Genomic DNA, 14,308 nt, shown 5'->3' with positions numbered 1-14,308 from the left:
AGGATCGCGGCCATGGCACCGCAGGACGACAAGACCACCCCGCCGCCGCTGCCCGAACCGCTCCGGGTACCGGTCGCGGATGCGCACACCCACCTCGACATGCAGGAAACCACCGTCGAGGAGGCGCTCGCCAAGGCCGCCTCGGTCGGGGTGACCACCGTGGTGCAGGTGGGCTGCGACCTGGCCGGATCGCGCTGGGCCGCGGACACCGCCGCCGCGTACGAGAGCGTGCACGCCACCGTCGCGCTGCATCCGAACGAGGCGCCCCGGATCGTGCTCGGCGACCCCGACGGCTGGTCGCGGCAGGGCGCGCGGCAGCCCGGTGGCGACGCCGCCCTGGACGCGGCGCTCGACGGGATCGACGCGCTCGCCGCCCGCCCCGAGGTCCGCGGCGTCGGCGAGACCGGCCTGGACCACTTCCGTACGGGCCCCGAGGGCATGGCCGCCCAGCAGCGGTCCTTCCGCGCCCATATCGAGATCGCCAAGCGGCACGGCAAGGCCCTGGTCATCCACGACCGGGAGGCCCACGAGGACGTGCTGCGGATCCTGCGCGAGGAGGGCGCGCCGGAGCGGGTCGTCTTCCACTGCTATTCGGGCGACGCGGAGATGGCCAAGATCTGCGCCGAGGCCGGCTATTTCCTGTCCTTCGCCGGCAACGTCACCTTCAAGAACGCCCAGCCGCTGCGCGACGCGCTCGCCGTCGCCCCGCCCGAACTGGTGCTCGTCGAGACCGACGCCCCCTTCCTCACTCCCGTGCCGTACCGCGGACGAGCGAACGCGCCCTATCTGATTCCGCTCACTTTGCGCGCGATGGCCGAGGTCAAGGGGATGACCGAGGACGCGCTGGCCTCGGCCGTCGCGGCGAACACCGCCCGCGCCTTCGACTACTGAGCCCCGCCGCACGACCCCGCGGCGACCACGCTCCGTAACGGCTCGACTTTGGACGGTCACCGTTGCTCCGCTACCCTCCGGCCGTCAACCGGATCCGTGGCATCTGGAGCGTCGTGAGTCCTTCGCAGAGCAGCCACCGCGCCGCGCGCGGCCGTCGCAGGCGCGTCCCCGAGCGCCCGGAAACCCTGCGGCGGCTGCTGCCGCGGGCCCTGGTCCTGGCTTTCCTGGCCGGCGGCACCACCGCCTTCATCGCGCACGACAAGGCCGTCCGGCTCAGCGTCGACGGCACACCGCGCACCCTGCACACCTTCGCCGACGGCGTCGACGACCTGCTCGCCGACGAGAACCTGGACATCGCCCGGCACGACATCGTCGCGCCCGCCCCCGGCGCCGAACTCCACAGCGGCGACGAGGTCGTCGTCCGGCACGGCCGCCCGGTCGTCCTCACTCTCGACGGCCGGCGCCGCCAGGTGTGGACCACCGCCACGACCGTGGACGACGCGCTGCGCCAGTTCGGGGTGCGCGCCGAGGGCGCCGTCCTGTCCAGCTCCCGCTCCCGCCGCATCGAGCGGCACGGTCTGGAGCTGGCCGTACGCACCGAACGCTCGATGGTGTTCGTCGCCGACGGCCGCGCACACCACGTCCGCACCAACGCCGCCACCGTCCGCGAGGCCCTGGCCGACGCCGGGCTCGCGCTGCACGACGAGGACACCGCCTCGGTGCCGCTGGAGAGCTTCCCGCGCGAGGGGCAGACCGTCTCGGTGCTGCGCATCACCGGCTCGAAGGAGGTCCGGGAGGAGCCCATCCCGTTCCGTACGGTCAAACGGCGCAACGCCGGGCTGGCCCGCGGCACCGAGTCCGTCGTCCAGCAGGGACGGCCCGGGGTCCGGCGGGTCACCTACCGCCTGCGGACCGTCAACGGCGTCCGGCAGAAGCCGCAGCGGGTGGACTCGGACGTGGTGCACAGGCCGCGCGCGCAGATCGTGCACATCGGCACCAAAGCGCTGCCCACCTCCGTCGCGGGCGCCGACCATCTCGCCTGGGGCGAGCTGGCGCGGTGCGAGGCGGGCGGCCGGCCGGACGCGGTCGATGCGTCGGGGGCGTACGGCGGGCTCTACCAGTTCGACGTCGGCACCTGGCACGCGCTCGGCGGCAGCGGCCGCCCGCAGGACGCCCCCGCCCAGGAGCAGACCTTCCGCGCCAAGAAGCTCTATCTCACCCGGGGTACGAGCCCCTGGCCGGTCTGCGGCGGCAGGCTCCACGGGTGAGGTCCGTGGGCTTGAGGGGTGAGGACCGAAGGCTTCCGGGGCGGGGGCCGTAAGCTTCACGGGTGAGCAAGAGCAGCAGTAGCAGCGACGATTCCGGTCCCCTCCTCGGGCCCGCCGACATCCGGGAGCTGGCCGCCGCGCTGGGCGTACGTCCCACCAAGCAGCGCGGCCAGAACTTCGTCATCGACGCCAACACGGTCCGCCGCATCGTGCGGACCGCCGGAGTGCGGCCCGACGACGTGGTGGTCGAGGTCGGGCCCGGTCTCGGGTCGCTGACGCTGGCGCTGCTGGAGGCCGCCGACCGGGTCACCGCGGTGGAGATCGACGAGGTGCTGGCGGCCGCGCTGCCGGACACCGTCGCCGCCCGGCTGCCCGAGCGCGCCGACCGCTTCGCGCTGGTGCACAGCGACGCGATGCACATCACCGAGCTGCCCGGTGCCGCGCCCACCGCGCTGGTCGCCAACCTCCCCTACAACGTCGCGGTCCCCGTACTGCTGCACATGCTCGCGACCTTCCCCACCATCGACCGCACCCTGGTCATGGTGCAGGCCGAGGTCGCCGACCGGCTCGCGGCCCGCCCCGGCAACAAGGTCTACGGCGTGCCGTCGGTCAAGGCCAACTGGTACGCCGAGGTCAAGCGGGCCGGCGCCATCGGCCGCAATGTCTTCTGGCCCGCGCCGAACGTCGACTCGGGGCTGGTCTCGCTCGTCCGGCGGGAGAAGCCGCTGGAGACGACGGCGAGCCGGGAAGAGGTCTTCGCGGTGGTCGACGCCGCCTTCGCCCAGCGCCGCAAGACCCTGCGGGCCGCGCTGTCGGGCTGGGCCGGCTCGGCCGCCGCCGCGGAGGCCGCACTGGTCGCCGCGGGCATCTCGCCGCAGGCCCGCGGCGAGGCGCTGACCGTGGAAGAGTTCGCGCGGATCGCCGAGCACAAGGGCGCGAAAGAGGGAGACAACGGATGAGGGCTTGCGGGACGAGCGGCGCTGCGGTCACCGTACGCGTACCGGCCAAGGTCAATGTCCAGCTGGCGGTGGGCGCGGCCCGGCCCGACGGCTTCCATGACCTGGCGAACGTCTTCCTGGCCGTCGGCCTCTACGACGAGGTCACCGCCACCGCCTCGGACGCCCTGCGGATCACCGCCGAGGGTCATGACGTCGACCAGATCCCGCTGGACCGCACGAACCTGGCGGCCCGCGCCGCCGAACTGCTCGCGGCCCGGCACGGCATCGAGCCGAACGTCCACCTCCACATCACCAAGGGCATCCCCGTCGCGGGCGGTATGGCGGGCGGCAGCGCGGACGCCGCGGGCGCCCTGCTCGCCTGCGACACCCTCTGGTCCACGGGCGCCGACCGCGCCGAACTCCTCGACATCTGCGCGGAGTTGGGCAGCGACGTGCCCTTCAGCCTGGTCGGTGGCGCGGCGCTGGGCCGCGGCCGGGGCGAACTGCTGACGTCGCTGCCCGTCGGCGACGCCTTCCACTGGGTCTTCGCGGTCGCCGACGGCGGGCTGTCCACCCCGGCCGTCTACCGGGAGTTCGACCGGCTGACGGCCGGTACGGACGTGCCCGAGCCGGAGCCCGCGCCCGAGCTGCTGGCCGCCCTGGAGGCCGGCGACGCCACCGCCCTCGCCGCGGCCCTCACCAACGATCTCCAGCCCGCCGCGCTCTCCCTGCGGCCCGCCCTGGCCGCCACTCTGGACGCCGGCACCGCCGCCGGCGCCCTGGCCGCCCTGGTCTCCGGCTCCGGGCCGACCACCGCCTTCCTGGTCAAGGACGCGCAGGCGGCGCAGCATGTGGCGGCGGCGCTGCGGGAGTCGGGCACCTGCCGCGAGGTACGGCTCGCGGACTCGCCCGCCCCGGGCGCGACCCTGACCTGACCGGGCGGCTCAGCCGGCCGCCAGCACCTCGGCCACCAGCCGCCCGGCCCGTACGGCGTGCTCCGCCGTCGTCGGGCGGCAGCGGTTCGCCGCGGGGTCGAACCCGGTCATGATGACGCCCGCGTGATCGGTGGCGGGTTCCTGGAGGGTCACCGGCAGGCCCGCGGCGCGCAGCGCGGCGGCCAGGTCCCGGGAGTGCCGGGCGTCCACGACGGTGTCGCGGGCGCCGTGCACGAGGTGCACCGGCACGGCCGGGGCCAGGCCCGCGGCGAGGTCGTCCAGCGGGACCGTGCCGGTGGTGCGGGCCGGCACGTCGTAGCGGCCCGCCACACCGACCACCGCCGTCGGCCGCGGGCCGTCCGTCGCCTCGGGCCGCAGCGCGACGCCCAGCGCGGCCCCGGCTCCGGCCGACCAGCCGGCCAGGACGAACGACTCCCCGTCGCCGCCCAGCCCGCCCGCTTCCTTGCCCGCGAACGCCATCGACTCCTGAAGCTGCGCCCGGCCGCCGTCCGCGGCGTCCGAGCGCCAGTCCGGTACCAGGACCAGCAGGCCGCGCGCCGCGGCGGCCCGCGCCAGCGGTTCCAGGACGTCCCGCTCGTCGGGGCCGATGCCGTGCCACAGCAGCACCGTCGGCACCGGCCCGGTCACCCCCGCCGGACGGTGCACGTCCAGCCGCTTGCCGCTCGGGCCGTAGACCAGCCCGCGTTCCGTTTCCCCTGCCCACTCCGGTCGCATGACGGGCACGCTATCCAACGGGTGAAGGGCGGCTTTCGCGCGCCGACTAGGCTGGGGAGGTCGATCGATGTGAAGCACAGGAGTGAGATGGCCGTCAACCTCGTCAATCTGGAAGCCGTCGGCAAGGTCTACGGAACCCGTGCCCTGCTCGACGGTGTCTCCCTCGGCGTCAACGAGGGGGACCGGATCGGCGTCGTCGGGCGCAACGGGGACGGCAAGACCACCCTGATCCGGATCCTCGCCAAGCTGGAGGACGCGGACAACGGCCGGGTCACCCACAGCGGCGGCCTGCGGCTGGGGGTGCTCACCCAGCACGACTCCCTCGACCCGGCCGCCACCATCCGGCACGAGGTCATCGGCGATCTGGCCGACCACGAGTGGGCCGGCAACGCCAAGATCCGTGACGTCCTGACCGGACTCTTCGGCGATCTGCATCTGCCGGGCTTCGACAAGGGCCTGGACACCGTCATCGGACCGCTGTCCGGCGGCGAGCGCCGCCGGATCGCCCTGGCCAAGCTGCTCATCGCCGAACAGGACCTGATCGTTCTCGACGAGCCCACCAACCACCTCGACGTGGAAGGCATTTCGTGGCTCGCCGGGCATCTGCGGGCCCGCCGCAGCGCGCTGGTGGTCGTCACCCACGACCGGTGGTTCCTGGACCAGGTCTGTACGCGGATGTGGGACGTCCAGCGCGGCGCGATCCACGAGTACGAGGGCGGCTACAGCGACTACGTCTTCGCGCGGGCCGAGCGGGAGCGGATCGCGGCCACCGAAGAGGCCAAGCGGCAGAACCTGATGCGCAAGGAGCTGGCGTGGCTGCGGCGCGGCGCCCCGGCCCGTACGAGCAAGCCCCGCTTCCGTATCGAGGCCGCCAACGAACTGATCGCGGACGTACCGCCGCCGCGCGACACCGCCGAGCTGATGAAGTTCGCCAACTCCCGTCTCGGCAAGACCGTCTTCGAGCTGGAGAACGTCACCGTCCAGGCCGGCCCGAAGGAGCTGCTGAAGCATCTGACCTGGCAGCTGGGGCCCGGCGACCGGATCGGCCTGGTGGGCGTGAACGGCGCCGGCAAGACCTCGCTGCTGCGGGTGCTGGAGCAGGCCGCCCGTACTCAGGGCGAGGCGCAGCCCGCGGTCGGCAAGATCGCCGTCGGCAAGACCGTCAAGCTGGCGTACCTCTCGCAGGAGGTCGCCGAGCTGAACCCGGCCTGGCGGGTGCTGGAAGCCGTGCAGCAGGTGCGCGAGCGGGTCGACCTCGGCAAGGGCCGGGAGATGACCGCGGGGCAGCTGTGCGAGAAGTTCGGCTTCACCAAGGAGAAGCAGTGGACACCGGTCGGCGATCTCTCGGGCGGTGAGCGGCGCCGCCTGCAGATCCTCCGCCTCCTCATGGACGAGCCCAACGTCCTCTTCCTCGACGAGCCGACCAACGACCTCGACATCCAGACCCTGACCCAGCTGGAGGACCTGCTCGACGGCTGGCCCGGCTCGCTGATCGTCATCAGCCACGACCGGTACTTCATAGAGCGGACGACGGACCGGGTCTTCGCGCTCCTGGGTGACGCCGCGCTGCGGATGCTGCCGCGCGGCATCGACGAGTACCTGGAGCGCCGCCTGAAGGTCATCGAGGCCGCGGTGCCCGCCCCCGCTGCGGCGGCCGCCGCGCCCAAGAAGGCGGCCGCCGTCAACCGCGCGGCACAGAAGGAACTCCAGAAGATCGAGCGCCAGCTGGACAAGATCGGCGACAAGGAGAGCAAGCTGCACGCGCAGATCGCCGAGCACGCCACCGACTTCGAGAAGGTCGCCGGCCTCGACGCCCAGCTCCGTGAACTGATCGGCGAGCGCGAGGAGTTGGAGATGCGCTGGCTGGAGCTGGCGGAGGACGCGTAACGGAGGGCCGCGCGGGCCGTACCGGCGGTCCTCCCGGACGGGGCCCGGGGGAGGCAATCGGCCCCGATTGGCCAAGAAGACCGCATTCCTGCGGTCTTCTCCCCGGTAGGGGGCGCGCGAGATCGGCCGAGCGTGTAGCTTCCCGGGGACAATTCCCGGGCACAAAGGGGCCCGGTGGGGGCCGGGGGCGGGGGCCCGCCGGGAGGTGAGGGGGTTCGCGATGGTCGTGCGGCTCATGGTGGTCGACGATCACCGTCTGCTCGCCGAGGCGCTCGCCTCGGCCCTGAAGCTGCGCGGGCACCGCGTCCTGGCGGCGGCCGCGCCGAGCGCCGGGGCCGCGGATCTGGTGGTGAGCCGGGCGCCCGAGGTGTGCCTGCTGGGCACCGCCGCGCCCGCCGCGCCGGGCGCCTTCGACCCGGTCGTACGGATCAAGAAGGAGCGGCCGGGGATCGCGGTGGTGGTGCTGGGCCCGGTGCCCAGCCCGCGCGGTATCGCGGCGGCCTTTGCCGCCGGGGCGTCCGGCTACGTCCGTAACGACGAGCGGATCGAGGGCGTCGAGCGCGCCATGCTCAAGGCGCGGGCGGGCGAGGCGGCGATCGCGCCGCAGCTGCTCCAGCAGGCCTTCGAGGAACTGCTGCACCCGGCGGCCCAGCCGGACGACGAGGGCGCGCGGCTGCTCCAGCTGCTCACCCCGCGCGAGGTCGAGGTACTGATGCGGGTCGCGGACGGCGAGGACACCCGGCTGATCGCGGCCGGGATGGCCATCGCGCCGAGCACCGCCCGCACGCACGTCCAACGGGTGCTGATGAAGCTGGAGGTGGGCTCCCGCCTGGAGGCCGCCGCGCTGGCCGCCCGTACCGGGCTGCTGGAGCGGGCGGCCCGGGGCGGGGGCCTGCGCGCCCCGGCCACGGAAGCGGACGAGGACACGACGCCGGCGGGGCCGGAGGACGCGGAACGGGGAGGCGAGTAGCCCGGCCGGGGCCGGGCGCCGGGAGGCGAAGCCCCGGAGGGGGGCGGGCGGCCCCGGTGGGCGCCGCGCTCGTCCTCAAGACGGAAACCCTCGCTGACGCTGTCCACCCGCACCCGCGCCATCTCCGGCGCCTGCCATGGTCAGTTGGCACCGACCGTCCTCGCAGGAGCGCTGCAAGCGGCCTCGGGAAAGGGTCTGCATCAGCCCGACCGCCCAGCACATCGGGCACCCGCGCAACGCGAACAGGCCGGCCGGCAGAAGCACCAGGCTGACCGGTCCGACGACCGGCAGGAGCGCGACCGAGCCCACCAACGCCCCGAATCCCACCGCACCGCGCACCAGATGCCGGGGCAGTGAGGCGCTTGCGAAGTCGGCACCGTCAGCCTTCGTTCCGGTCATCGTTTCCTCCAAGAGCCGAGTCGGGCGAGGCACGGAGCGTGTGCTGAACCGCCGCGCGGGCTCGGTGCAGACGGGATTTCATCGCCGCCGTACTGAGGCCCAGCGCGTCGGCGACCTGCCGTCCGCTGTGGCCCTGGATGTCGCGCATGATCAGCACCCGGCGCTGGTCGGGCGGCAAAGCAGCGACCGCCGCCGCCACCAGACTCGCGTCCAGCCGCCGCAGCGCCTCGTCCTCGGCCGAGTCCACGGCGGTGTCCGGCAACGGGAGGCGGTCCCGCATCATCGTCCGCGCGCGCCGCAGGCACTCGTTGCGGACGATGCGGAACATCCACGACGCCAGTGCGCCGGAGGCCCGCAGCATCCCGATCTTGCGGTACAGGATGATCAGGGCCTCCTGCGCCGCGTCCTCGGCGTCCTCCGGGGTCGCGCAGAGAGAGTGGGCGAAGCGCCGCACGGTGGGGTGCGAGCCCGACACCAACGCGGCGATCGAATCGACGTCACCGCGCTGCGCGGCGACGATCAGCTGCTCGCTGGGCCAGGCCGAGTCAGCCACGCTCGCCTCGCCTGCGCTTCATGACGAACATGCACGTGCAGAGCAGCACCAAGCCGACCGCGATACCGATGCCCACCATCATGACAACCTCCAGGTCCTGGCCCGACGTTTGCCGGTACAGGCATAAGAGACGCGGGCCGCGCAAAAGGATTCACGTCGAGGCCAGGGGGATCGGCGACCTTCGGGCCACCCACCCGACACGGTGCGGTGCCGACACGGCAGCGGCCCCCGTCGGGTTGAGGAGTCGTTGCATGTGGCGATGGGGGCTACGCGGGCGTCGCGTGCGCGAGGCGTGCGTATATTGAAATGGTCGATCCAAAATGGTTAAGCTGACGCCATGGCCCGACCGAGGATGTTCGACGAGGAGCGGGCCCTGGACGCGGCGATGCGCACGTTCTGGGAGAAGGGCTACGAGGCCACTTCCACCCAGGACCTGTGTGAAGCCACCGGACTGGGGCGCAGCAGCATCTACAACACGTTCAAGAGCAAGCGCGACCTGTTCGAGCGTGCCCTGGCCCACTACATCGACACCATGACCACCGCCCAGTTGGCCGTCCTGGAGGATGCGAGGCACAGTGCCGCCGACCGCATCCGCGCCCTGTTCGCCATGGTCGTCGACGGCGAGACCGAGCACAGGGCCGGCGGCCGAAGCCTGGGCTGCCTGACCGTGAACACCACGGTCGAACTGGCCGCTCGCGACGGCCTGGCGGCGGAAATGCTGGAGCGCGACACGGCCCGCAGGCTCGCGGTGCTGCGTGCCGTGCTCGAAGAGGGCCGCCGGGACGGCAGCATCACCTCCCGACGGGACGCCGGAGCGCTGGCCCGCTTCATCAACGCTGCGATCGGCGGCATGCGCATCTCGAGCCAGGGTGGCGCCGACCGGACCGCGCTGGAGTCGATCGCCGAAGTCACCCTCGACGCACTGACGCACTGACGCACTGACGCACTGGCCCGCGCCGACGCACTGACCCGCACTCCGCCCGGGCGGAGCCTGCCCATGCCCACGTTTTGAACTGATCAATCCATAACCTTTCATCGCCACGCCACCCGGCCCCGCGCCGGTCGGCGTCGACCCGCTAAGGAGACCGAACGTGCCTCGCGCCGTATACGTCCTGGCACTCGGCATCTTTGCCATGGTGACCAGCGAGTTCGTGGTCGCCGGACTGATGCCGCAGATGGCTGACGGCCTGAACGCCACCATTCCGCAGATCGGATACCTCATCACCGCGTTCGCGGTGGCCATGGCGGCCGGCGGGCCGTTCCTCACCGTGGCCGTCATGAAACTCCCGCCGCGGACGGCACTGATGGTGCTGTTCGTCGTCTTCCTGGCGGGCAACGTCCTGGCGGCCACCGCGACCGGCTACGCCACGATGATGACCGCGCGGATCATCACCGGCATCGCCTCCCAGGCCTTCTTCGGCGTGGGCATCTCGATGTGCGCCCAGCTCACCCGCCCCGAGAACCGAGGCCGGGCGATCGCGGTCGCGATGAACGGACTGATGCTCGGCACCCTGCTCGGCCTGCCCATCTCCACCCTGGTCGGTGAGCACTTCGGCTGGCGTGCGGCGTTCTGGACCATCACCGCAATCACCATGATCGCAGCCGTCGCCACGCTGTTCGGCGTGCCCCGCATCGAGCGTGCCGAGGGCGGCGGCTTCCGCCAGGAGATCGGCGTCTTCCGGAAGCCCAAGCTGTGGATGGTGCTGTCCACCAGCACGTTCATCATCGGCGCGACCTTCTCGGCCTTCAGCTACTTCAACCCGATCCTCACCGACGTCACCGGCTTCTCCACCGGCACCGTCCCCCTCCTGCTGATCGCCTACGGTGCCGCCACCGTCGTCGGCAACACCATCGTCGGCCGCTTCGCCGACCGCCACACCGTCCCCGTCCTCACCGTCGGCCTCGTCCTCAACACCGTGTTCCTGACCGGTTTCGCACTGCTCGCCGACCTGCCCGCACCGGCCCTCATCTGCATGATGGGCATCGGCCTGGCCGGCGTCACCATGAACCCGGCCATGGCAACCCGCGTCCAGCGCACCGGGAACGCCGGTCCGCTGGTCAACACCGTCCACTCCTCCTTCATCACCCTCGGCATCATCCTCGGCTCCTCCATCGGCGCAGCCGCGATCGGCACCTGGGGCCTGCGCGCCCCGCTCTGGCTCGGCGCGATCATGGCCGTGGCAGGCCTGGTCACCGTGCTGCCCGACCTCGCCCGCCCTTCCACCCCCGCAACGCGCCTTGCCTCCCCCTCTCCTGCCGAACAGGCAGAACGAGTGTGAGCGAGTGCGTCACTCGGCAAGGCGGCGGTAGCAGATGACGGCTACGGCAATACCGGTGAACGCAAGGAAGCGCTCGGCCTTGCGCCCGTAACGGCGATGCAGCCGACGGAAGCCGTCCAGCCGGCTCATGGTGCGCTCGACAGCCCACCCACCCCCGAACAGCGCGAGGCCCCGCCCACACGCCAAAGGAGGCGCACGGACGGGGCTACGCGTCGCTCACGGATCGGGGGTTCAGGATGACCGGCTACGTGCCGCCCTCTCCGCCCTGCGGCTCCGGGTCACGCGGAGCCTCGGGCGGCATCGGGCCCCCGTCGTGTTTCCCGCCGTCGGCCATTGCCGCGGGCACGTCTTCCGGATGACGGAACGGGACCCCGCGCCAACCTGTGGCGTCCGGAACCCGCGTCTCGTAGCGGTCGACGAGCTCAGGGTGTGCAAAGCTCATGGATGCTCTCCTTTCTGAGGCTGCCAGTCCGGGAATTCGGGACGGCGAAGGAGCGGGAATGGAGCTTGGCGAACGTACGGAAGAGGCGGGTTCGCGGGAGAGATTGAGCTCGCCCGCCCAGGACCGTGTGACGAAGTTATGGATTGTTCAAGTCGGCCTGCAATGAACTTCTACGGACTTGCACGGCTTCACCCGAGGGTGTCGATTGCCGACGCAATTACCTTCCGGGCGGGGGCTCCGTAGACGGCGATTCCTGCCAGTGCGGAGAAGGTCTTGGCGTACTCGGCGATCTCACGCGGCTGCTTCACGGTGAGATTCGCGGACACCAGCTCAACCGATACCTGTGCCTCGTCGTAGATGGCGAAGGATTCGGTAGGCCACGCATTGCCCCGCACAGTTCCCATGGGAAGGACACCAAGACTCACGGCGGGTATGGCGGTCATGCCGATCAGATGTCCGAGCTGGCGCACCATCGTTGCATGGTCACCGATGATCGTCCGAAGGACCCATTCCTCCATCAGGAAGGCGAATCGGCGTCCCCCTATATGCAGCACACGCTGGCGGTCCATGCGTGCGGCGACGGCGTCTTCGGTGTCGTCCGGGGTGTGCCTGAGTGAGACGACCGTGTTGAGGACGGCTCGCGTGTAGTCCTGGGTCTGGAGCAGTCCGGGGATGACCCACGACTGGTAGAAGCGGAACCGGTGGGTGCGCTCGAACAACGGCAGCACCGACTCTTGGACGCGCTTCAGGCCCGTACTTTCCAGACGGCGCCACTCGATGTACATACCGTCGATGCCGCGGGCCGTGGCAATGAGGTCAGCGGTTTGATCCTCTGCATTGCAGATACACGTCCAGGCCCGAATATCCGCGTCTGAGGGAGGGGTTTTGCCGCTTTCGAGCCGAGAACTCTTTGATTCGTGCCACCCGGCCGCCGCCGCCACGGCGCGAGCTGTCAGACCAGACTCCTTGCGGATCTCTCGGAGGCGTTTTCCGAGTGCTTCCCTGGCCTGCTGAACACTGGATGATGACGACGACGGAGTCACGGGAGGTTCGGCCTTGCTCGTGGATCAGGCCGGCCGGTATCCCTTGTGCGGGACTGCGCGTTCCCAGACGGCTTCGAAGGCCGTCGAGCAAAGACGCACCACAGAGGGATCGGCCGTGCGCTCCTCATCACCCTCGGGAGACAATTCGCCCTCGCCGGTGAAGTGCAGGAATACGACGAGGCTGTCATCGAACAGCCAGAAGTCATTTCCTGGGAGCGCAAGATCGGATGCCTTGCGACGAGGCAACCAGCGAACCTGTTCGCCGGCCGCCACATTGCTGGGCGTGAGGTGATGCTCGTAGCGGAGGTAGTCACTCATCGGCTCCGAGAAGATCCGGGCGCGTCGAACCTCAACACCCCGACCGGTGATCTCCTTCATCAGCGCAAGCCACGGCCGCGAGTGCGGATCGCGCTCGGCCGCAATGCTTTGAGGATCCCGCAGCCACGAGACGAAATGCGGATCGGACCGCATATAGCCGTCCCGCATCTCCAGATGCACGGCAGAGCGCTTGGCCTGCCGGAACAGCTCCTCAAACGTCGGTTCCTCGGCCACCGTTCACCTCCGGGAAGAACTGCATCATGCGCTTGGGGATCTCGACAACCGTCTCGTGGGACGGGAGGTCGAGCTGTGACAGCCGCTCGGCATCCGCGACTTTCCACCCTTGGACCAGATAGTTGTCGGTCTGGTCGTCGTAGTACACAGTCGGCGATTTACCCTCAGGTGACTCAGGGTCTTTACCGAGCATGTGCAGTGCCATGTGACCACCTCGCTCGTGGGAGAGGATCTGTGTGTACGAGCCTGCTCCCTACTTCCCCTGCGGCGCACCGGACTTGCACGAACTTGCACGTGCTCGCGCTCCGGTCGGCTCAAGCGGGGAAGTCCCCACGCTTGACGGCGGAGACGAACGATGACCAGCTTCCGGCAGAGAAGACCAGCGCCGGGCCGGTCGGGCGCTTGCTGTCGCTTACGGGCACACCAGCGTGGCCATGAGCGACTGCGCCCCCACGCCGTACGGCACTACGTGCAGGCGCAGTCGCCCCCGCCATGTGGGCGAGCACACCACGCTGCCAGTCCTGCCACGGCCGTGGCTTCACTCCGGTGTGAACTCGTATTGGAGCTCATAGAGGTGGCCGGCCTTGACCATGACGGTGGCCTCAATGGGCCGTTCATGGTTGCTGTAGACGACGCGCAGGGTCCGAAGGACGGGCAGGTTGCTGGAGAGGTGCAGGGCCTCGTACTGCTCTTGAGTGGGTACGCGGGCCGAGAGCCGGTCGACGCTGAGTCTGGGTGGGTATCCCAGTTCGGCCAGGAGGGTCGGTGTGCCGCCCTTGATTCTGCGGCGTTCCGTCATCGCGGTGCCGCGGGTGATGTCCAGTGGGCACGGTCATCCGATCCTGATCTCGTAGCGCAGCCGCTGAAGGTGTCCGGGCACGGCCGTCCTGTCGACTTGGATCGGTCGGTCGTGACCGTCCAGCGTGACCCGTGTCAGCTGGAGCACCGGCTCGCCCGCGCCGGTCCGCAGGGCATCACGCTCCTCGTCGCCGGGCATCCGGGCGATCACGTCCTCCCGCACCCGGACGCCTGTGTGCCCGAGCTCGGCGAGGAGCGAGACCGCACCGCCGGGAATCTTTGCCGTCCCGGCCAGACGGGTTCCTCGTGCGATGTGGACGGGGTAAGAGGTATCGGTCAACTCGCAGGGCACGTCGTCGAGATACATCACACGGCGTCGTACGACGACGTCCTCGCCCTCGGTGATCCCCAGGCATTCCGCGATCTCGGCCGGTGCCGCGATCTCCCCGGCATGGACGATGCGTTGCCTGCCCCGGCGACCACGGGCGGCAGCCTCCGCGCCCCAGGCGTCGGGCTGCCCCTTCTCACGGGGCGTCAGATACGGCATCGAGGTACTGACCCACTCGCCGGTGCTCACGGCGTCCTCCTGCGCGGTAGGTGATCCCAACCCTTCGCGTG

General features: G+C 70.8%; 16 protein-coding genes and 1 pseudogene. 8 read left to right on the top strand and 9 right to left on the bottom strand.

All coding sequences use genetic code 11. The features are described 5' to 3' along the window. Positions 1–12 precede the first annotated feature (12 nt). The 4 genes from ACIGWZ_RS20415 (at position 13) to ACIGWZ_RS20400 (ending at position 4,032) form a co-directional block, all read left to right on the top strand. The gene (locus tag ACIGWZ_RS20415; RefSeq protein ID WP_400066559.1) at positions 13–891 is read left to right on the top strand and encodes a TatD family hydrolase; all 879 of its coding nucleotides are present in this window, start codon (positions 13–15) and stop codon (positions 889–891) included. Positions 892–1,004: 113 nt separating this feature from the next. After that, positions 1,005–2,159, top strand: a complete 1,155-nt coding sequence (locus tag ACIGWZ_RS20410; protein ID WP_400066557.1) for a ubiquitin-like domain-containing protein — start codon at positions 1,005–1,007, stop codon at positions 2,157–2,159. 62 nt (positions 2,160–2,221) lie between these two features. Continuing rightward, positions 2,222–3,118, top strand: a complete 897-nt coding sequence (gene rsmA / locus ACIGWZ_RS20405) for a 16S rRNA (adenine(1518)-N(6)/adenine(1519)-N(6))-dimethyltransferase RsmA (RefSeq protein ID WP_400066555.1) — start codon at positions 2,222–2,224, stop codon at positions 3,116–3,118. Further along, positions 3,115–4,032 carry a 4-(cytidine 5'-diphospho)-2-C-methyl-D-erythritol kinase gene (locus ACIGWZ_RS20400; protein WP_400066553.1) on the top strand — a complete coding sequence of 306 codons (918 nt, stop codon included), beginning with the start codon at positions 3,115–3,117 and terminating at the stop codon, positions 4,030–4,032. Before rsmA ends, ACIGWZ_RS20400 begins: the two co-directional genes overlap by 4 nt. Before the next feature lie 9 nt (positions 4,033–4,041). On the opposite strand, the gene ACIGWZ_RS20395 is transcribed toward ACIGWZ_RS20400, so the two are convergent. Beyond that, positions 4,042–4,767 (bottom strand): alpha/beta hydrolase, encoded by a 726-nt coding sequence (locus ACIGWZ_RS20395; protein WP_400066552.1) that lies wholly within the window; start codon positions 4,765–4,767, stop codon positions 4,042–4,044. A gap of 87 nt (positions 4,768–4,854) precedes the next feature. Between ACIGWZ_RS20395 and ACIGWZ_RS20390 the strand changes: the two genes are divergently transcribed. Both ACIGWZ_RS20390 and ACIGWZ_RS20385 read left to right on the top strand, forming a co-directional pair. Next, positions 4,855–6,654 carry an ABC-F family ATP-binding cassette domain-containing protein gene (locus ACIGWZ_RS20390; protein WP_400067237.1) on the top strand — a complete coding sequence of 600 codons (1,800 nt, stop codon included), beginning with the start codon at positions 4,855–4,857 and terminating at the stop codon, positions 6,652–6,654. Positions 6,655–6,874: 220 nt separating this feature from the next. Continuing rightward, complete coding sequence (locus ACIGWZ_RS20385) at positions 6,875–7,624, top strand: response regulator transcription factor (protein ID WP_400066550.1); 750 nt, start codon at positions 6,875–6,877, stop codon at positions 7,622–7,624. 379 nt (positions 7,625–8,003) lie between these two features. On the opposite strand, the gene ACIGWZ_RS20380 is transcribed toward ACIGWZ_RS20385, so the two are convergent. Next, positions 8,004–8,576, bottom strand: coding sequence for an RNA polymerase sigma factor (locus ACIGWZ_RS20380; protein ID WP_400066548.1), 573 nt, complete (start codon positions 8,574–8,576; stop codon positions 8,004–8,006). 337 nt (positions 8,577–8,913) lie between these two features. On the opposite strand from ACIGWZ_RS20380, the gene ACIGWZ_RS20375 reads away from it, so the two are divergent. Next, a complete protein-coding gene (locus ACIGWZ_RS20375) occupies positions 8,914–9,510 on the top strand; it encodes a TetR/AcrR family transcriptional regulator (protein WP_400066547.1) in 597 nt (198 codons plus the stop codon). A 157-nt stretch (positions 9,511–9,667) separates the two neighbouring features. Then, complete coding sequence (locus ACIGWZ_RS20370; RefSeq protein ID WP_400066545.1) at positions 9,668–10,855, top strand: MFS transporter; 1,188 nt, start codon at positions 9,668–9,670, stop codon at positions 10,853–10,855. Between the two features lie 244 nt (positions 10,856–11,099). Here the strand turns inward: ACIGWZ_RS20370 and ACIGWZ_RS20365 are convergent, their stop codons facing one another. From ACIGWZ_RS20365 to ACIGWZ_RS20335, 7 genes and pseudogenes are all read right to left on the bottom strand, one after another. Next, a complete protein-coding gene (locus ACIGWZ_RS20365; protein WP_400066543.1) occupies positions 11,100–11,297 on the bottom strand; it encodes a hypothetical protein in 198 nt (65 codons plus the stop codon). A 188-nt stretch (positions 11,298–11,485) separates the two neighbouring features. Next, on the bottom strand, positions 11,486–12,340 hold the full coding sequence (locus tag ACIGWZ_RS20360) for a helix-turn-helix domain-containing protein (RefSeq protein WP_400066541.1): 855 nt from the start codon (positions 12,338–12,340) through the stop codon (positions 11,486–11,488). A 24-nt stretch (positions 12,341–12,364) separates the two neighbouring features. After that, on the bottom strand, positions 12,365–12,892 hold the full coding sequence (locus tag ACIGWZ_RS20355) for a DUF6879 family protein (protein WP_400066540.1): 528 nt from the start codon (positions 12,890–12,892) through the stop codon (positions 12,365–12,367). Continuing rightward, complete coding sequence (locus ACIGWZ_RS20350) at positions 12,870–13,097, bottom strand: hypothetical protein (RefSeq protein WP_400066538.1); 228 nt, start codon at positions 13,095–13,097, stop codon at positions 12,870–12,872. The genes ACIGWZ_RS20355 and ACIGWZ_RS20350 overlap by 23 nt, the downstream gene beginning before the upstream one ends. A gap of 109 nt (positions 13,098–13,206) precedes the next feature. Further along, on the bottom strand, positions 13,207–13,386 hold the full coding sequence (locus ACIGWZ_RS20345) for a DUF397 domain-containing protein (protein ID WP_400066536.1): 180 nt from the start codon (positions 13,384–13,386) through the stop codon (positions 13,207–13,209). Positions 13,387–13,430: 44 nt separating this feature from the next. Further along, positions 13,431–13,718, bottom strand: a pseudogene (locus tag ACIGWZ_RS20340) (UTRA domain-containing protein); the annotation flags it as partial. 6 nt (positions 13,719–13,724) lie between these two features. Then, on the bottom strand, positions 13,725–14,267 hold the full coding sequence (locus tag ACIGWZ_RS20335) for a GntR family transcriptional regulator (RefSeq protein ID WP_400066534.1): 543 nt from the start codon (positions 14,265–14,267) through the stop codon (positions 13,725–13,727). Positions 14,268–14,308: the final 41 nt, after the last annotated feature.

The organism is Streptomyces sp. NPDC053427 (assembly GCF_044544985.1).
GTDB lineage: Bacteria > Actinomycetota > Actinomycetes > Streptomycetales > Streptomycetaceae > Streptomyces.
The sequence above is the reverse complement of the archived record's forward strand: the minus strand, read 5'-3'. Positions and strand labels throughout refer to the sequence as shown.